The sequence below is a fragment of the Macellibacteroides fermentans genome (assembly GCF_013409575.1).
GTDB classification, from domain to species: domain Bacteria; phylum Bacteroidota; class Bacteroidia; order Bacteroidales; family Tannerellaceae; genus Macellibacteroides; species Macellibacteroides fermentans.
In genome coordinates, this window is the sequence record NZ_JACCCY010000002.1 from 817,414 (window position 1) to 836,113 (window position 18,700).

The 18,700-nt window shown below is 40.9% G+C and carries 14 protein-coding genes and 1 pseudogene; 12 read left to right on the forward strand and 3 right to left on the reverse strand.

Annotated features, from left to right (window positions below; translation table 11 throughout):
* Positions 1-7 precede the first annotated feature (7 nt).
* The 3 genes from F5613_RS08370 to F5613_RS08380 all read left to right on the forward strand — a co-directional run bounded on the left by F5613_RS08370 (position 8) and on the right by F5613_RS08380 (position 2,495).
* The gene (locus F5613_RS08370; RefSeq protein ID WP_179399398.1) at positions 8-676 is read left to right on the forward strand and encodes a LolA family protein; all 669 of its coding nucleotides are present in this window, start codon (positions 8-10) and stop codon (positions 674-676) included.
* Positions 677-701: 25 nt separating this feature from the next.
* Positions 702-1,655 (forward strand): thioredoxin-disulfide reductase, encoded by a 954-nt coding sequence (gene trxB, locus F5613_RS08375; RefSeq protein ID WP_068177950.1) that lies wholly within the window; start codon positions 702-704, stop codon positions 1,653-1,655.
* 72 nt (positions 1,656-1,727) lie between these two features.
* Positions 1,728-2,495 carry a glycerophosphodiester phosphodiesterase family protein gene (locus F5613_RS08380; RefSeq protein ID WP_179399399.1) on the forward strand — a complete coding sequence of 256 codons (768 nt, stop codon included), beginning with the start codon at positions 1,728-1,730 and terminating at the stop codon, positions 2,493-2,495.
* Between the two features lie 53 nt (positions 2,496-2,548).
* Here the strand turns inward: F5613_RS08380 and F5613_RS08385 are convergent, their stop codons facing one another.
* Positions 2,549-3,934: an NfeD family protein gene (locus F5613_RS08385; RefSeq protein ID WP_179399400.1), complete on the reverse strand. Its 1,386-nt coding sequence runs from the start codon at positions 3,932-3,934 to the stop codon at positions 2,549-2,551.
* Between the two features lie 185 nt (positions 3,935-4,119).
* Here F5613_RS08385 and F5613_RS08390 point away from each other — a divergent pair, with 185 nt between their 5' ends.
* The 3 genes from F5613_RS08390 to F5613_RS08400 all read left to right on the forward strand — a co-directional run bounded on the left by F5613_RS08390 (position 4,120) and on the right by F5613_RS08400 (position 10,023).
* Entirely contained in the window at positions 4,120-4,629 is a 510-nt protein-coding gene (locus F5613_RS08390) for an RNA polymerase sigma factor (RefSeq protein ID WP_079682016.1), read from the forward strand.
* A 319-nt stretch (positions 4,630-4,948) separates the two neighbouring features.
* The gene (locus F5613_RS08395; RefSeq protein WP_179399401.1) at positions 4,949-8,239 is read left to right on the forward strand and encodes a SusC/RagA family TonB-linked outer membrane protein; all 3,291 of its coding nucleotides are present in this window, start codon (positions 4,949-4,951) and stop codon (positions 8,237-8,239) included.
* Positions 8,240-8,280: 41 nt separating this feature from the next.
* Positions 8,281-10,023 carry a RagB/SusD family nutrient uptake outer membrane protein gene (locus tag F5613_RS08400; protein ID WP_179399402.1) on the forward strand — a complete coding sequence of 581 codons (1,743 nt, stop codon included), beginning with the start codon at positions 8,281-8,283 and terminating at the stop codon, positions 10,021-10,023.
* A gap of 28 nt (positions 10,024-10,051) precedes the next feature.
* On the opposite strand, the gene F5613_RS08405 is transcribed toward F5613_RS08400, so the two are convergent.
* Positions 10,052-10,261, reverse strand: a complete 210-nt coding sequence (locus tag F5613_RS08405) for a hypothetical protein (RefSeq protein ID WP_179399403.1) — start codon at positions 10,259-10,261, stop codon at positions 10,052-10,054.
* Positions 10,262-10,489: 228 nt separating this feature from the next.
* On the opposite strand from F5613_RS08405, the pseudogene ltrA reads away from it, so the two are divergent.
* The 5 genes and pseudogenes from ltrA (at position 10,490) to F5613_RS08430 (ending at position 16,403) form a co-directional block, all read left to right on the forward strand.
* Positions 10,490-11,896, forward strand: a pseudogene (gene ltrA, locus F5613_RS08410) (group II intron reverse transcriptase/maturase).
* Positions 11,897-12,170: 274 nt separating this feature from the next.
* On the forward strand, positions 12,171-13,454 hold the full coding sequence (locus tag F5613_RS08415; RefSeq protein WP_317171223.1) for a Gfo/Idh/MocA family protein: 1,284 nt from the start codon (positions 12,171-12,173) through the stop codon (positions 13,452-13,454).
* Positions 13,455-13,719: 265 nt separating this feature from the next.
* Complete coding sequence (locus tag F5613_RS08420; protein WP_179399405.1) at positions 13,720-14,367, forward strand: bifunctional nuclease family protein; 648 nt, start codon at positions 13,720-13,722, stop codon at positions 14,365-14,367.
* An 11-nt stretch (positions 14,368-14,378) separates the two neighbouring features.
* The gene (locus F5613_RS08425) at positions 14,379-15,695 is read left to right on the forward strand and encodes a NupC/NupG family nucleoside CNT transporter (RefSeq protein WP_068185677.1); all 1,317 of its coding nucleotides are present in this window, start codon (positions 14,379-14,381) and stop codon (positions 15,693-15,695) included.
* A 9-nt stretch (positions 15,696-15,704) separates the two neighbouring features.
* A complete protein-coding gene (locus F5613_RS08430; RefSeq protein ID WP_179399406.1) occupies positions 15,705-16,403 on the forward strand; it encodes a 16S rRNA (uracil(1498)-N(3))-methyltransferase in 699 nt (232 codons plus the stop codon).
* A 39-nt stretch (positions 16,404-16,442) separates the two neighbouring features.
* Here F5613_RS08430 and F5613_RS08435 read toward each other — a convergent pair whose 3' ends face one another.
* Entirely contained in the window at positions 16,443-17,210 is a 768-nt protein-coding gene (locus F5613_RS08435; RefSeq protein WP_179399407.1) for a hypothetical protein, read from the reverse strand.
* Between the two features lie 270 nt (positions 17,211-17,480).
* On the opposite strand from F5613_RS08435, the gene F5613_RS08440 reads away from it, so the two are divergent.
* Positions 17,481-18,656: a glycoside hydrolase family 5 protein gene (locus F5613_RS08440; protein WP_179399408.1), complete on the forward strand. Its 1,176-nt coding sequence runs from the start codon at positions 17,481-17,483 to the stop codon at positions 18,654-18,656.
* Positions 18,657-18,700: the final 44 nt, after the last annotated feature.

Consider the following 18,700-nt stretch of genomic DNA (forward strand, 5'->3'; position numbering starts at 1 on the left):
AGAAAATATGAAGATGAATAATAAAAAACAGATGGGACGAATCGCATTATTTGTTATAGCTTTGCTATTGGGTTTGTCGGGTGCTGTTTTTGCTCAGCAAGCAGAAGCCGTTTTAGATAAAGCGTCTCAGAAATACAAAGAATCAAACGGTATATCTGCCGTGTTTAATTTGCAGATTCGTTCTAAAGCGAATCAGAAAGCAGAGGTGATAGAGGGTAGCATACAGATGAAAGGTGATAAATTCACCTTAAAGACTCCTCAATCCTATACATGGTATGATGGAGCAACTCAATGGGTGTATATGGAGCAAACCGAAGAGGTAAATGTCAGTAAGCCGGAAGGCGACGAATTACAGTTTACCAATCCGGTTGTATTACTTAATACATACAAAAAAGGATTTACAGCCAAACACAAAGGCGAAAGTACCAATCAAAGCGGTAAGAAGGTATTTGATATTACGCTTGTTCCAAAGAACAGAAAAAGCGATATCAGTAAAATCGATCTGAGGATTGATAAAATAACCAATTTTCCTGCATCCATAACAGTTACTAATAAAAACGGAGTAAGCAATACTATTCTTATTAGTAAATTGGTAACGGGAGTAAACCAATCTGCATCCGTATTTGTTTTCGATCAGAGAAAGTTTCCAAATGCAGAAATTATCGATCTTAGATAAAACATAACATAAATAATATTTGAATATGAGTGATACTGTAAACGAAAAAGTACGTTGCCTGATTATCGGATCAGGACCTGCGGGTTACACTGCGGCAATCTATGCGTCCAGAGCAAATCTTTCACCTGTCCTATATGAAGGAATTCAACCGGGAGGACAGCTTACAACGACAACCGAAGTAGAAAACTTCCCCGGTTATCCTGAAGGAATCACCGGTCCGGAATTAATGGAAGATCTTAAAAAACAGGCCGTTCGCTTTGGGACAGATGTTCGTTATGGACACGCAACAGCTACCGATTTGTCGGCTGCCCCATATAAAGTAACCATTGATGGTGAAAAAGTGATAGAGGCCGAAACAATCATTATTTCAACAGGAGCTACAGCCAAATACCTGGGATTGCCGGACGAGCAGAAATATGCAGGTATGGGAGTATCTGCTTGTGCTACATGTGACGGATTCTTTTATCGTAAAAAAACGGTAGCAGTAGTTGGGGGAGGAGATACCGCTTGTGAAGAAGCGCTTTACCTCGCAGGATTAGCTAAACATGTTTATCTGATTGTCCGTAAACCCTTCCTACGTGCATCAAAAGTAATGCAGGAGCGTGTTTTCAAGGCCGAAAACATTACCGTATTGTTCGAACATAATACCCTTGGGCTATTTGGCGAAAACGGAGTTGAAGGAGCACATCTGGTTAAAAGAATGGGGGAAGCAGACGAAGAAAAAGTCGACATCGCCATTGATGGTTTCTTCCTTGCAATAGGACACACGCCTAATTCAGATATTTTTAAACCCTGGATTGAAACAGATTCTGTAGGATATATTAAAACAATTCCTGATACACCTCGTACAAATGTTCCGGGAGTGTTTGCTGCCGGCGATGTGGCCGATCCCCATTACCGCCAGGCTATTACCGCTGCCGGAAGTGGTTGTAAGGCCGCTATGGAAGCCGAACGTTATCTTTCAGAACTTGGTAAGTAAAATTTTATTATGGGAGACTGCCTGAAACAGTCTCCCTCTCTTTTATATAAATACTTAAATCTCAAAAGTACCATGAAAATTAAAAATTTCTTTCTCATTCTTCTTTGTTTATCCCTTGGTCTTTCTGCCGGGGCAAAAAATAAAACAAAAGTAATTGCACACAGGGGGTATTGGAAAATTGAAGGCTCGGCTCAGAACTCGATTAAATCTCTTGAAGAGGCTGATCGTATTGAGGTGTACGGCTCTGAATTTGATGTCCACCTTACAGCCGATAATGAGGCAATTGTGTTTCACGACAATAAAGTAAACGATATCAAAGTTCAGGAAGTAAATTACGACAAGCTGAAAGATATTCAACTTGCCAATGGCGAAAAGATCCCCACTTTAGATCAATATTTGCAAAAAGGTAAAAAATTAAAGAAAGCGAAGCTGATATTTGAATTAAAGTCTCACGCCACACCTCAGCGAGACAGAGAGGCTGCTGCTTTCATATTAAACAAAATCAAAGAATACAAGCTCCAGAAGAAGACAGAATACATCGCCTTTAGTCTGGAAGCAGCCAAAGAGATCATTCGTTTGGATAAAAAGGCAAAAGTATCCTATCTTAACGGCGAACTTTCCCCAAAAGAATTGAAATCGTTAGGATTTGCAGGTCTTGATTATAATTACAATGTAATTAAGAAACACCCGGAATGGGTTAAGGAGGCTAAAGATTTAGACCTGACAGTTAATGTGTGGACAGTCAATACGGCTGAGCAAATGCAGGAAATGATTGCTCTTGGAGTCGATTATATTACGACAGACTATCCCGAGTTACTTCAACAAGAGTTGAAAAAATAAAAACAATAATCCCCGTCTGCAGAAAAATAGACGGGGATTATTGTTTTTATGAATCAGGATTCAAGCTTCTCTACATACAGCTGGCTATTCTCAAAACGTATCACCTTCACATTTGTCCCTTTCTCAATAAATCCCGATTCTGAAACCGCATCAAATTGAGCATTATCAATTTCAATTTTCCCCGAAGGCCGCAGAACGGTTGTGGTCTTTCCTGTTTTACCAATAAAAGCATTTAATTCGGGTGTAGACAGTGACTGTTCCAGATCGGTTGCAAGAGCTACATTCTTCAATAATCCCTTTTCCCCTATCTTATTTGAAAGCCAAATCATTAAAACAAAACTGCCTCCAATCCCCATTAGAACTGTAAGCACAGCCTTCCCCGAGTCGGTACCACTTATACCTCTAAAGTCGAAATCTGTGTTGTTAAGCAAGCTGAGCGTAAGTCCCCCAACAATAAATACAATTCCGGTAATACCGGTTACTCCAAACCCCGGAATAATAAAAAGTTCCACCGCAATTAATATCAGTCCGGCTACGAAGACCAATATTTCCCAATTTTGAGCCAAACCGTCAATATAAAGAGGGGCAAAATAAAGAATAGCACCGGTAACTGCTGCAGCCAATGGGAAACCGATGCCCGGTGATTGCATTTCGAAATAGATACCACCGATGATGCACATTATCAATAAGGATTGTATAAAAGGATTCATTAAAAACCCTTTAATTTTATCAGCAAAAGAGGGTTTATACGTTTTTAATTCGTAGTTCTTGTATCCCAGATAAGAGGTGACGACTTCGTCTACCGATTCGGCAATCCCATCACAATACCCCCAGGTAACTGCCTCATCAGCTGTGAATGTAAGTACCTTTCCGCTGTCAATCAAATTAGGGATTGCTATTCGGTCGTCCACCATCGCCTCGGCAATACGAGGATCTCTTTTCCACTTATAGATTGTATCGTTTCCTTGTACTATTGTATCTTTTCCGTGAGCTTCGGCTGTCGACCTGATCATCGACCGCATATAAGACTGATATTTGTCCGGCAGAGCTTCACCTGTCTGATTAACTACTGTAGCCGCACCTATATTTGCCCCTTTTCGCATATATATCTTTTTACAAGCAATTGAGATCAGAGCACCTGCCGAAGCAGCATTGTTATCAATAAAAACATGCACAGGAACCTTGCTGTATAGGATTGCGGTCCGCATGGAATCGGCGGCTTCAAGAAGTCCGCCGTATGTATTCATGTGGATGATTACAGCCCGAGCGTTCAGCTGGTTTGCTTCAGTCAATCCTTTACTTAAATAAATTCTTGCAGCATTATCTATTTCCTTATTTATATTAATAGTGTAGATAAGCGGAATGTTTTTATTTTGCGCATTTAGAAGAAATAGCGGAGCAATCAATCCTGCCAGCAAAAGCGAAAGGAATGTTTTCATATTGATATTGTTTGATTAATTCGTTACAACTGCTGTAAAGTTACATTAATTTCTTAAGTTGTGATTTTTATTATTAATTTTTCTCAAACAATTGTTTAATTAAAAAATAATACATATATTTGTCAAAACTCCTAACGAGGGGTAAAGGATTAATTAACCGATGTTTAACTTTATATACGTGTGGTATGAACGCATTGCAATTTCAGAAAAAATTATTGGGCATGCAGGAAAACATGATGAATTTTGCTTTAATGCTCACAGCGAACAGGGACGACGCGCAGGATTTGATGCAGGATACAACACTAAAGGTGTTGGACAATCAGGAGAAGTTTGTTGACAATATAAACTTTAAAGGATGGGTTCTGACAGTAATGCGAAATATATTTATTAACAACTATCATAAAATAGTACGAACACAAACGGTCGTTGATCAGGGAGTGGACCTCTATAATTTGAATGTAGTTAATGATTCAGGTTTTGATTCACCGGATGGTGCATATCAGATTCAGGAAATAACGAAAGCAATCAATAGCTTGAATAATGAGTTGAAGGTGCCTTTCTCTATGTTCCTAAGTGGTTATAAATACAACGAGATAGCCGACAAACTGGGAGTTCCACTTGGAACTGTAAAAAGTCGGATTTTCTTTGCAAGACAAGAGCTACAAAAGGAACTTAAGGACTTCAGACAAGGATAATTATTTGAATAAAAAGAGATTACATAAAGTAATCTCTTTTTTTTATTATTGTGATTTCCAAATTCTAATCCATTTTTCTCTTTACATTTTTCGTTGCCTTCATTGATTAATCATTGATATGATTAAATAAACATGTTATACAAAATTGTTTTATAACATATATTTGCAAAAACTGCTAATTATCCTTGATTTATGTAAAAAACTGCGCTAGAATGAAAAAAATAATTAAAATAATTTTGTGCGAACTAATTTTAATTATATACATTTGCGAAGTGCTCAAGAGTGAGCCTATTAATTAATGTTAACCTATTTTTTAGTTATGATGAACAAACAGTTAGCTTTTGTTAAAAGCGGGCTTGGTTTGGCGCTCTGCTTTTTGCTAGTGGGTGCGGGTAATACACCTCCTTTGTATGCCGCCAACACTGAAGTGTCAGTAAACCAACAAGCTAGAACAGTTACCGGTACGGTAAAAGACGCTAAAGGAGAAACTCTTTTAGGCGTGAACGTTGTGGTGAAGGGGACGACCAATGGTACCATTACAGACCTTGATGGTAAGTATTCTCTCGAGGTTCCCTCGAACGCTATTCTTGAATTTTCTTATATCGGTTATGTTACCCAGGCAGTTCCTGTTACGGGTAGGGTAATGGATATTGTAATGAAGGAAGATGCCAGAAATCTGGACGAAGTTGTTGTTGTAGGTTACGGAACGCAGGCCAAGAAAGACATTACCGGATCTGTGGCTGTAGTGGACACTAAAGACCTTCTAGCATCCAGTGGATCTTCTGCTACTCAACAGCTTCAGGGAAAAGCTGCCGGTGTTTATATCGGACAGAACGGTTCTCCCGGTGCTTCCACCATGGTACGTATTCGTGGTATCAACACTGTAAACGATAACGGACCTCTATATGTTATCGACGGAGTATCAACTCGTAACCAGAACCTGAGCAGTTTAAACCCGAATGATATTGAAAGTATGCAGGTGTTGAAAGACGCATCAGCAGCTGCTATTTATGGTGCCCAGGCTGCCAATGGTGTAATTTTGATTACAACCAAAAAAGGAACACAGTCTGGTCAACCTAAACTAACTTATGATGGTTACTTTGGAATCCAAAAAACCGGAAAGAAATACGATGTATTAAACTCAACAGATCGCTTGAACCTTGAATGGGAAGCTAAAGCAAACAATTATGCCATCAACGGCGTTAATAAATTGCCTTCACACGTTCAGTTTGGAACAGGAGCAAAGCCTGTAATTCCGAATTATCTAACACAAGCAGGTGCCGGAGGTAGTCAGAATATTGATCCTAATACTTATAGCTATCCTGGCAATACTATGGTACCATTCTCTAATACAGATTGGTGGGACGAAGTTGACCGTGTAGCACCAATGCAGAACCACCAAGTTGGCTTATCAGGAGGTACAGACAAAGGCCAGTATAACTTAAGTGCCAACTACTTCGATCAGAGAGGTACTGTAATCGAATCCTATTATACAAGATATCAGGTTCGTGCCAACTCTTCATTCAATGTACGTCCCTGGTTGCGTTTTGGAGAAAACCTGACCTATGCATGGACTAAAGATCAGGGACTTACAAGTTCAGGAGCAGAGGACAATCCTTACTCTTGGACATATCGTGCCTCTCCTTACGTTCCTGTATATGATATCGCTGGAAATTTTGCAGGATCTAAGATTGCAGGTACCGGTAACTTCCAGAACGTGGTAGCTCAACAGAAACGTAATGTTGACAATTATTACACCAATTCACGTATATTTGGTAACTTGTGGGGAGAAATAGACTTTATGAAAGGTCTTACTTTCAGAACCAACTTTGGTATGGACTACACAAGTGCTTATCAATATCGTATGAGCAAAAAGAATCTTGAATTCTCTGAAACCCGTGGAACAAACGACCTGTTTGAACAATCAACATTCAACTTCCGTTGGGTATGGACCAATACATTGGCCTTTGATACAAAATTTGGAGAAGATCATTCCTTGAAAGTATTATTAGGTACAGAAGCTATCCGCGATGGATTAGGCCGTGGTTTAAGTGGTCAGCGTTACGGTTATTTGTACGAAAATAATACAGACACTTGGGTGTTATCAATGGGTGTTAATGACTTGACTCGTGTTAACAATTCATGGTATAATGGAGAGTTTGCATTGTTTGGAATGTTTGGTCGTGCCGATTACGCATACCAGGATAAATATTTAGCAACAGTGATAGTTCGCCGAGACGGTGTTTCCCGTTTCTCTAAATCAAATCGTTACGGAACATTCCCATCTGTATCTTTAGGATGGCGTATTTCTGAAGAAGATTTCATGGAAAGCACACAAGATTGGTTGGACGACTTGAAACTTCGTGTTGGTTATGGACAGACAGGTAATGCTGAAGTTCCTCGTGCTACGAACTTTGCCTACGAATTCTCTACTGAACCAACAACTACCGGTTACGACTTAGGAGGTACCAATGGTACAACTTATACAGGATATAAATTGAACAGATTTGGTAACGAAGATACCAAATGGGAGTCAACCGATATGTTTAACGTAGGTTTGGATGCTACATTCCTGAATGGTAAATTTACTGCAGGTGTTGAATGGTACACCAAAAAGACATCAGATATGTTGGTACAGGCCTCTTATTCTGCTTTGGCGGGTGAAGCTGCAAAGCCTTACATCAACTTTGGTGATATGAAAAATAAAGGATTTGATGTAACCTTTAACTATAGAGATAATGCTGGTGATTGGAGTTGGGATTTAGGCTTGAACCTATCTCATTATAAAAACGAAGTTGTTCGTTTGGCCGAGGCCGACGATGCCTCTTTCTGGGGAGCAGGAGTACGTATTAGTGGTAATGCAACGCGTACAACCAAAGGTCATCCAATTTCAGAATTCTACGGATATAAAGTGGTAGGTTTCTATGAAAGCGAAGCTGATTTAGCAGCTTCTCCTGTACCTCTGGGTGTTGCAGACAGAGCTTCCATTAAGCCGAATGCATGGATTGGTAAATTTAAATTTGCTGATGTTAACAACGACGGTAAAGTAACTACAGACGACCGTACCTTTATTGGTTCACCTCATCCTGATTTGATTGCTGGTTTGAATGCAACAGTTACGTATAAGAATTTCGACTTTACGATGTTCTGGTATTCAACTATTGGTAACGATTTATTTAATAACAATAAATATTTTACTGATTTCTGGTTGTTTGAAGGAAACCGTTCCACAACTATGCGCGATAAATCATGGAAGGCTGGAGCAGACAATAGTAAGGCTGTACTACCTGTTCTTGATTATGGTGATAGTTATTCCGGAACAAACTCCAACTCATATTATGTAGAGGATGCTTCTTTCTTAAGATTGAAAAATGTTGTTTTGGGTTACACATTCCCAAAAGCCATGTTGCAAAAAGCTACAATATCTAATTTAAGAGTGTATTTGCAGGCAGAAAATATTCTGACAATCACAGGTTATTCTGGTCTGGATCCTGAATATACCAATGCAAGCTTAAACGCAGATAGTGGTAACGACCTTCGCAGAGGAGTTGATATGGGAGGTTGGCCGTCAACCATGCGTTTCTTATTCGGTGTAAATTTCGCATTTTAAGGAACGTTTAAATCTAATTAATTATTTTAAATCAAAGAATTATGAAACATAATCTTATAGCAATATTTGGTTTTGCTACTTTATTAACCTTCGGCTCTTGTGGTGAAGATTTTCTTTACAAGGCTCCACAGGGTAGTATCGACCAGAATGCTTTGCAAAATGCAACAGGTGTGGAGTTGGTTGTTGCGAATGCGTATGCCAATTTAACTGAAAATGGATGGGGAGCAACTCCTTTTAACTGGACATTCGGTGGTATGTACGGTGGTGATGCTAATAAGGGTTCCGACCCGGGCGACCAGTCCGTATTGAACGAAATGGAGATGTATAATACGGCATCTACCAATGGTTATCTCAATGAAAAATGGGTGTGGACGTACAAAGGTTCAAAGCGAGTTTCAATCGCAATGCAGATTATTGCTGCTACAACAGACATGGATGCTGCGTTGAAAGAAGTCAGAATGGGTGAACTGTATTTCTTACGCGCTATGTTCTATTTCGAATCTGTAAAGATATTCGGTCCGTTTATTCCTTACATTGATGAAACTTTTGCAGAAAACGATCCAAAGGTTCACAACGACAAGGATATTTATCCAAACATTCTTGCCGATGTTGATGCTGCAATCGCTAAATTACCGGCTACTCAACCCGAAGTTGGTAGAGCCAATGTATGGGCTGCAAAAGCATTGAAAGCAAAAATTTTAATGCAAAAAGGTGATATGACTGCTGCTAAACCTATTTTGAAAGACGTAATTGAAAATGGTAAAACATCCAATGGCTTAAAATATGGTTTGGAAGATAATTTGAATAACAACTGGAGTGCACTTACCGAAAATGGAAAAGAATCCATATTTGCAGTACAGTTCTCTAATGACACAGAAGATAATGGTAACTCAGGTATGTCTTTATGTTATCCACATAATTCAGGCCCAGGTGGTTGCTGCGGTTTTTATCAACCTTCTTACGAATTGGCCAATTCATTTAAAGTAGACGCTAATGGTCTTCCATTGCTTGATAATTCGTATCGTAACGGAACCTCTGTTTCTTATGTTAATCCGAGTACGACAGATGGAGCACCTATTTCGTTGAACAGTAATGACCCTGTAGATCCACGCTTGGATTTCGCAATCGGTCGTTACGGAATACCATACAAAGATTGGGGATTACCTAAGAATGACTGGGTACGTAACCCTGTAAACGGAGGTATTTTCTTGCCTAAAAAGCATGTATATAGTTTGGCTGAAAAAGATGCTGGTCAAGTGGCAAACCACGATGGTTGGGCTCCCGGATCAACCATGAATTTACAATACCTAAGCTTGCGCGACTGCATCTTGATGTATGCTGAGTGTTTGGCTAATGATGGCGATTTAAAGGGTGCAATGGATCTTGTAAACCAGATTCGTACACGTGCAGCTCTTCCGGTTAACGTCATTAAAAATGCCGCTGGTCAACCTGCTGCCAATTACAAGATTTCGACTTATCCGCAAAACCATGCTGCCTTTACAGATAAAGCTACCTGTATCAAAGCTGTACGTATGGAACGTAAGTTGGAATTGGCTATGGAAGGACAACGTTGGTTCGACTTACAGAGATGGGGTGGTAGTGTTATGGCTACTGAGTTGAAGGCATATGTTGATTTTGAAAAACAATATATTCCAAAATTTGCTGCCGCATCTTATCTGCAAGCTGCAAGAACAATGTTCCCAGTACCAGATGGTCAGATTCAAACCATGGGTAACGACGAAAGTGGTAAACCTTATCTGGTTCAGCCGGAACCTTGGAAATAATAGAATTCTTTTATTGCGAAAAGGGCATCTACGGATGCCCTTTTTTATTGTTCGCCCAGCACGAACGTATTCTAACGGGTGTAAGTCCCCAACGCGCCCTAACAGCGGGAAGCGTCCAGCCAACGACAAGGGTGTTCATCGCGAGGTGTAATCTGAAGGAAGTCTTCGGCAAAGATCTGGCCTGACGAACAGAAACTTGATACCAAGGCTCACGAGTGTGGATTAGTTTGCAATACAAAACAAAGTCCTATAGCTGTTCGGAACACTTGGAGTAAATCAAGCAGGTATAAGATTGAAAGAATACGTCCATAACTGGGGAGATCTCACGGGCGAGGTCATCCGAGCAGTAACAACGAACCGTGAGAAGTCAGCAGAGGTCATAGTAGCCGGGCAAGGAAAAAAAAACATCGACAACCTGGTGAAGGACTGAACTTTAATTAAACTGGAATTATTACATTATTACCAAATGGAAGAAACAATGCAGCAAACAACAGAATCTGTTGGCTGCCATCAGATGAATAGGACGGAATCCGAAGGGTATGATGGAGCGCAGACTTTTATGAGGATAATAGGTGAAAACCTAGTGGAAGTGCAGATAGGCACAACCAATTTGTTGGAACTTATCCTGAGTCCCGAAAACTTAAATCGATCTTATCGGCAAGTAATAGGGAATGACGGATCCGGAGGTGTCGATAAGATGGGAACGAGCGAACTGTTGCCATACCTAAACCTCCACAAAGACGAATTGATAGAGCAGCTACTAAAGGGTAAGTACCGGCCCAATCCGGTCCGTCGTGTCGATATCCCCAAGGACAACGGCAAGGCACGTCAACTCGGTATCCCTACGGTTGTTGACCGGTTCATCCAACAGGCTATAAGCCAAGTGTTGATACCGATATACGAACGAGAGTTCAATGACAACAGTTTTGGCTTCCGCCCAAACCGCAGCGCCCACGATGCGCTGAAGCGGGTGCAGGAATATGCAGACAATGGGTATCATTACTGCATAAACCTTGACTTGGAACGATTCTTCGATACAGTAAACCATAGCAAGCTGATAGAGGTGTTGTCACGGACAATCAAAGATGGACGGGTAATTTCACTTATCCATCACTATCTCAAAGCCGGCGTAATGGTTGCTCATAAGTATGAATCAACCGAGGAGGGAGTTCCTCAAGGGGGTCCGTTAAGCCCGATTCTAAGCAATATCTTGCTGAATGAGCTTGATAAAGAGTTGTCTCGCCGAGGTCATCCATTTGTACGCTACGCAGACGATTGTCTGATTTTGGTTAAAAGCAAGCGAGCCACAGAACGAGTACGAGACAGTATATCCACCTATTTAGAGAAGAAACTCTTCCTTAAAGTGAATATGGAAAAGACCATCATTGGAGATGTTCGAGGCATGAAATACCTTGGCTACTCATTCTACTGAAGGTCCAAAGGCAAGTGCGGTCTACGCACCCACCGTACAAGTCAAGAAAAGTTCAAACGCACGCTCAAACAAATAACCAAACGAAACAATGGAAAAGGATATGCATGGCTAAAGCAACGATTGTCACAATACATACGAGGCTGGCTAACTTACTACCGTTTAGCAGACATGAACCAATTTATCCAAAAGACGGATGGTTGGTATCGTCGCAGGCTAAGGACGTATATATGGAAGAGTTGGAAGAAAATCAGCACCAAATCACATAATCTCCAGAAATGTGGTATAAACAAACATCAGGCTTGGCAATGGGCTAATACCCGTAAAGGATACTGGCACATAGCCAACAGCTGGGTGCTGCATCGGGCAATTACAGATGAGAGTCTTGACCGAGCAGGTTATCCACAAATAATGAGATTATATCGCCGTCTGCATCGTAATTAAAGAACCGCCGTATGCCGAACGGCATGTACGGTGGTGGGAGAGGTCGGAAAACAAAAGTAGGAAGAAAACTACTTTTGTTTTCCTCCTACTCGATTTATATAGGTTTATATGTATCAGCAATAACATGAAAGATGAAGTCACAGTTTTTATATAAGGGAGTATTTCGCTCCCTTTTTTAGTTAAGTGAATATTGTCTGTGAATAAGAAATAACTATCTTTGTGAAATGCCAATATTTAATCTATTAATATAAAGAGATTTATAATGAATACCGATGTGAAAAAACTTAATGCTGTAACAGCAGTTGTATTGGGAGCAAGTGGAAGAGGAAAACTTTATGGAGATTATTCGCTGGAACACCCCGAAGATTTATTGATTGTAGGAATTGCGGAACCTGTGCCTTTACGAAGGGAAATGTATGGAGATAAGTACCATGTTCCAGTAGAGAACCGGTTGGCAACCTGGGAGGAAATGCTTGCTAGACCCAAATTTGCAGATGCAGTGATTATTGCCACTCCGGATCACCTGCATTACGCACCTTGTATGAAAGCGTTGGAGCTGGGATACGATATCTTATTAGAAAAACCAATCGCACAAACCGAAGAAGAATGCCGAAAGCTGGTGGATTATGCCCGCCAGACCGGTAAAATAGTGGGACTTACCCATGTGTTACGCTATTCTCCTTACTTTTTGATGCTTAAGGAGATGGTTGACAGCAAAAAAATTGGTGATTTGGTAAGTATTCAGCACTTCGAGCCGGTTGATCATGTGCACATGAGCCATTCGTATGTACGGGGAAGCTGGAGAGATTCCAAGGCCAGTACCCCATTGGTATTGGCTAAATCAAGTCATGATCTGGATATATTACATTGGATTGTAGGTAAACCATGTAAGAAAGTAGTTGCTTTCGGCGATTTAGCACACTTCAAGGCTGCTAATGCACCTCAAGGAGCTCCACAACGTTGCACAGACGGTTGTCCGGTTGAAGCAGACTGCCCGTTTTCTGCATTAAAAATATATTACCGCGACCGTACCTGGCTTTATGTTTTTGATCTGCCCGTGGATCCGGATAAGCAGGGAGACGTTATTCTCGAAAATCTTAAAAATGGTAACTACGGAAAGTGTGTATATCATTGCAATAATAATCAGCCCGATCATTACACAATGCTTCTGGAATTTGATGGTGGAGTGACGGTTAATTTCTCCATAGAGGCTTTCACATCCTACAGTGGCAGACGTACCCGGATTATGGGAACTCGTGGAGACATAGTGGGAGATATGGAACAATTTGTACACACTGATTTTGCTTCCGGTAAATCTGTAACCTATGATGCCCACGCGATGGATGCCCTCAATTACGAAGGTGTAGGACATGGGGGAGGAGATACCGGTATGATCAGGGATTGGATTGAGGCTGTACGTAAACAAGATTCTTCATTGATGTCTACACCACTGGAAGATTCGCTGGAAAGTCACCTTATTGCTTTTGCTGCCGAGCGTAGCCGGGCAAAGGATAAGATTGTCTACCTGCGCCCTTTGAAGCATTATTTAGGCCTTTAATGGTGAAATAAAGTTAAATATAGCGAATTTGAGCTGCAAATGTATGTTGTACAACATAAATACCTTATCTTTGCACTGTGTTTTTCATGGTATTAGATTTAAGGTTAGCAATGAAGATTGGTTGTCGGGATGACAACCTTTTCTTTTTTTATACAGATTTATACAGAATCCACCATCTTTTTCTCCTTTTTAATCGAACGTTTAAAGGATATCGCAAAATAATATTACTTTTGTAGATACATTTTAGAATTTAAACGATAAAGTTGTGGAAAAAAAAATCAAATTACGTGTTCAGGGATTAACTAACAGTCAGGTTCAATCAGGAGCTTATGCATTAATACTAGCAGAAGAAGATGGCAATCGCCGTATTCCTGTGATTGTAGGAACTCCCGAAGCCCAATCGATTGCTATTGCTCTCGAGTATATTACTCCCCCCCGTCCATTAACGCACGATTTATTTGTAAGTTTTGCTACTGCTTTTGATATAAAACTGAAAGAAGTTTATATATATAAATTTGAAGAAGGCATTTTCTATTCAGAGTTACTGTTTACAGACGGTAAACGAGAGATTCCGGTAGATTCTCGTACATCGGATGCAATAGCCATCGCTTTACGAGCTAAATGTGATATTTATGTATCTGAATCGATCATGATTGAAGCCGGAGTTGTACTGGATGAAGATGTAGAAGATAATGCTGATGAAGATTTTGAAGACGACGACGATGACCTGATGGCTATGGATCCGGATGAGATAAAGGATGATGAAGCCCTGAAAAGATGGTTGGGATTAATTGATGACGAAGAATTAAACAAACGTCTTGAAGAGGCAGTGCAGGATGAAAATTACGAGCATGCCAAAATGTATCAGGATGAGATACGTCGCCGTAAAAAGGATAAGGAAGAAACCGAATAAACAAAACATGTATGGTCGCATCAACCGGCGGATTTGGAATTGAATCGCTCCTGCGAGGTGTAGTAGGCATTATAACAGTGCTTGCAGTTTCATATTTAATGAGCTCAAACCGTAAAAAAATTGACTGGAAACTGGTGGGAAGCGGACTCCTGATTCAGTTTGTCCTGGCATTATCCGTTCTTTATGTACCTTTTGTAGGTACACTCTTCGAGCTCCTTGGCAAAGCATTTATCAAGTTGATGGACTTTACGCAAGCCGGTGTTGGTTTTCTTTTAGGCCCGTATGCGACAAAAAGCAATGGATTTATCTTCCTTATACATTCGATGCCGGTTATCATTTTCTTTACAGCCATCGTTTCTTTATTTTATCATTGGGGAATTATCCAGCGTGTAGTTGGTGCATTCTCCTGGGTACTCAGAAAATTTATGAATGTATCCGGTGCCGAAGGGCTGGTTGTTTCGGGTAATATTTTTATGGGAATGACCGAGTCGCCTGTATTGATCAAGAATTATCTGCCCTCAATGAATCGTTCCGAAATATTTCTGGTAATGGTTGCAGGGATGGGTACGATAGCCGGTTCGGTGATGGCAACCTATATCGGGATGCTTTCTGGAGGAGATCCGGCTGCTCGTTTGCTTTTTGCCAAACATTTATTGTCGGCTTCGGTGATGGCTGCCCCCGGCTCTATTGTAATTGCCAAGATGTTATGTCCGCAAACCGAGCCGGTTACCGAACAGGAGGTGAAGGTTTCTTTAGAGAATCAACATCACAATATATTGGAAGCATTGGCCTCGGGTACTTCGGTTGGAATAAAATTGGTAGTAAACATTGCGGCGATGCTGTTGGTGTTTATTTCTATGGTTGCACTTCTGAATTATGTATCAGAAGGACTTATAGGGAAATACACCGGACTAAATGATTGGGTGGTATCCGTTACCGATGGCAAGCAGCAGGGTTTCACATTTCAATTTATCTTAGGAATAATCCTCTCTCCATTTATGTGGTTGATAGGTGTGCCTTTTGATGATATGATGCTGGTAGGTTCCTTATTGGGGCAGAAAACAATTCTGAATGAATTTGTTGCCTATTTTCAGTTGCAGCAATGGAAAGATGCCGGGTTATTTGTATATGAAAAGTCCATAATCATGTCGACCTACATCCTTTGCGGATTTGCTAATATATCATCCATCGGTATACTTTTAGGAGGACTTGGAGTTCTTACTCCCAATAAACAAAATTTGATAAGCAAACTAGGAATTCCAACCATGATCGGCGGAGCTTTGGTTTCCATAATGTCGGCAACTATGGTAGGAATGATTTTAGGATAAAAGAGATTTATGCAAATATTTTATACGCCGGACATAGCTGTAAATACAGAGTTGCCGGATGAAGAAGGGCAGCATGCCATTCGAGTACTCCGGCTAAACGAAGGAGCCGAAATACTACTTACAGACGGTAAAGGAACATTTTATAAAGCTGCCATTGCTGTTGCCAACGCTAAGCATTGTCGTGTTGATATACTTGAACAATGGTCGCCAGGCAAACTATGGGACTTTACATTGCATATAGCCGTTGCCCCAACCAAAAATATGGATAGGCTGGAATGGTTTGCAGAAAAAGCAACCGAGATAGGTATTGATGCCATAACCTGTTTAAATTGCCGCTATTCGGAACGTAAGGAGGTAAAGCCGGCCCGTATCGAGAAGATACTGGTTAGTGCTATGAAGCAATCGCAAAAAGCAACATTACCAGTATTAACCGGAATGACCGACTTTAAGACGTTTGTTTCTCAACCATTCGACGGACGCAAATTTATTGCTCATTGTAATGAGGGCGAAAAGCCATTGATAAAACAGATCTATAATCCGGGAGAATCTGCCCTGGTCCTGATCGGACCCGAAGGCGATTTCAGTCCGGAAGAGGTTACATTGGCACTGCATAACGGCTTTGAACCAATATCTTTAGGAGAGAGCCGACTCAGAACGGAGACTGCCGCTCTTGTAGCCTGTCATACCTTGCATGTACTAAATCAATAAACGCTTGCGTTGACAGGCCGGATAAGAGCGTAATCTCCATTACCGGACATTGTTAATGGAGTTCTTTACGGTGTCGTGTTTTGTTTTAAGCACCGAGCTGATCGAATATGTTTTTCCCTCAATTTGAATCGTTCCTTCTACTTTATAGGTCTGGGGGGCTACTTTTACCATTTGTCTTGTAAGCGAAACGGGAAAAAGTTCTTTGCTGTCCGTATTCATCTCTTTTTTCTGAAGCCCTTGGTTTACCTTTTCACCAAAGGTGGCTCCCTGGGTTTGTTTGGGAACCGTTACGTTCATCGAGATACGGTTGGGCATGGAGTTGTTTGTATTTATACTTTCCGCTTCAATGTTTAGCCAAAGATTTTCAGGAATGAGGGCTATCACCTTTTCTCCGTTTTCATTTTCAACAATTATACCGTAGGTTTGCATGGTTTGGCTTGAAAACTCTTTGGTAATTGTAATGGGCTTATGTTGTCGTTTTCCGGTAGCCATGCCGCTGGCGTGATCGCGGGCGGTTACTATCTTCAAGTCATTTCTGAAGAGGTTTTCCTGCTCTTGATTATCAAATGCCCATTCGATTACTACCGGTTCCAACTCGATAACTTCGAAAACGATTTTGGGAACATTCTCTTTGTCCAACATTCCATCGCAATCGTTGTCCCGTCCGTCAAAATCCGCCTTTTGGCCCATTTGGCGGGAGGTCTGTTCCATATTCGTACTCTTTCCAATCGCTTTCGAAAGCGTGTTTTGCGGATAAACGTACAAGCTACCCAGCAACAAAATAATCGTTATGCTCAAAGTTTTCATAATACCGTGCATGAATTGTTAATTAATTGGGTGCATATTCTCTTATATATTATGTATAACAATTCCGCTGATCATTTGGATTGAATTACCTCCTCCAAAAATACAGAAGGGTGTTTTTACATCGGTAACATCAGGGAGGTCAGATATAGTTTTTACTTAAATTAATGACTCCGGACAAATTGCTAAGAGTATAATAATTAGCCACTTTATTTGGAGAACCATTTAAAATAGGTTAGATTTGTAACTTCCGGTTAACTTTATATTGCTAGTATGATAACACGTAGAGATTTCTTAAAGATGGCAGGTACGGCCTCTGTTGTGGGAGCGCTTAAGCCTGATTTTGCATTTGCTGATGTGATGAATACTTTTTCGGAGGTTAATAAACTCCCCAGGTGGAGAGGTTTTAATTTGCTTGATTTCTTTTCGCCGGTGAAACGGGGACCTAATGATAGGAACGCATCTCTGACTACCGAAAATGATTTTAAATGGATGGCCGACTGGGGTTTTGATTTTGTTCGTATTCCGATGGCATACCCCTCATATCTGCAGTTTGATCCTAAAGGCGATCCTAACAAACGAATTACAAAAGAGGAGGTTCTTCTGTTTGATGAATCTGCCATCGAAAGAGTAGATCATCTGATAACAAAAGCAAACCAGCACGGCTTACATGTAAGTCTGAATCTCCACCGCGCTCCCGGTTTTTGCATCAATGCGGGTTTTCATGAGCCCTATAATTTGTGGCGTGATAAAGAAGCGCAGAAAGCTCTGTATGCCCATTGGGAAATGTGGGCCAAGCGGTATAAAGGTATTTCGTCCAAACTACTTAGTTTTGATTTATTGAACGAACCCTGTGCTCCGGTGGACATGAACGACCAGCACACCCAGAAGCCTCCGGTAGACGGAGCTATTTACAGACAAGTTGCCGAAGGTTGCCTGCGTGTAATTAAAGAGCAGAACCAAAGCAGGCTAGTTGTTGCCGACGGGAATGGAGGCGGCTCGTTTGTTGTTCCGGAGCTGACAGATCTACCTTTGGCACAAAGTTGCCGTGGTTACTATCCTCATTATATATCTCATTACCGGGCTTCGTGGGTTTGGAAAAATCCGGACGATTCGCCTGCGGTTGAATGGCCCGGAGTAATTAACGGCGAAACATTTAACAGGGAGGTGTTGCAGGCTTTTTACAAACCCTGGCTCGATCTGGCAAAAAGCGGAGTTGGAGTTCATTGCGGCGAGTGCGGTTGTTATCGCGAAACACCCCACGACGTATTTCTTCGTTGGTTTGAAGATCAGCTAAGTATCTTTACAGAGCATCAGATTGGTTACGCATTATGGAATTTCCGTGGCGATTTTGGTATCCTCGACTCTAAGCGAAAGGATGTGAAATACAAAGACTGGTACGGTCATCAGTTGGATGAGAAAATGCTTCAGCTGTTACAAAAATATTGACTCCAACAGAAAGAATGGTCTTTGAATAGATTCAAGCGCCTTTA

Excerpts from the sequence above, each read along its gene's own strand:
- F5613_RS08370 (WP_179399398.1), top strand. The coding sequence starts at position 8 with ATGAAGATGAATAATAAAAAACAGATGGGACGAATCGCATTATTTGTT.
- trxB (WP_068177950.1), top strand. The coding sequence starts at position 702 with ATGAGTGATACTGTAAACGAAAAAGTACGTTGCCTGATTATCGGATCA.
- F5613_RS08380 (WP_179399399.1), top strand. The coding sequence starts at position 1,728 with ATGAAAATTAAAAATTTCTTTCTCATTCTTCTTTGTTTATCCCTTGGT.
- F5613_RS08385 (WP_179399400.1), bottom strand. The coding sequence starts at position 3,934 with ATGAAAACATTCCTTTCGCTTTTGCTGGCAGGATTGATTGCTCCGCTA.
- F5613_RS08390 (WP_079682016.1), top strand. The coding sequence starts at position 4,120 with ATGAACGCATTGCAATTTCAGAAAAAATTATTGGGCATGCAGGAAAAC.
- F5613_RS08395 (WP_179399401.1), top strand. The coding sequence starts at position 4,949 with ATGATGAACAAACAGTTAGCTTTTGTTAAAAGCGGGCTTGGTTTGGCG.
- F5613_RS08400 (WP_179399402.1), top strand. The coding sequence starts at position 8,281 with ATGAAACATAATCTTATAGCAATATTTGGTTTTGCTACTTTATTAACC.
- F5613_RS08425 (WP_068185677.1), top strand. The coding sequence starts at position 14,379 with ATGGTCGCATCAACCGGCGGATTTGGAATTGAATCGCTCCTGCGAGGT.
- F5613_RS08430 (WP_179399406.1), top strand. The coding sequence starts at position 15,705 with ATGCAAATATTTTATACGCCGGACATAGCTGTAAATACAGAGTTGCCG.
- F5613_RS08435 (WP_179399407.1), bottom strand. The coding sequence starts at position 17,210 with ATGAAAACTTTGAGCATAACGATTATTTTGTTGCTGGGTAGCTTGTAC.
- F5613_RS08440 (WP_179399408.1), top strand. The coding sequence starts at position 17,481 with ATGATAACACGTAGAGATTTCTTAAAGATGGCAGGTACGGCCTCTGTT.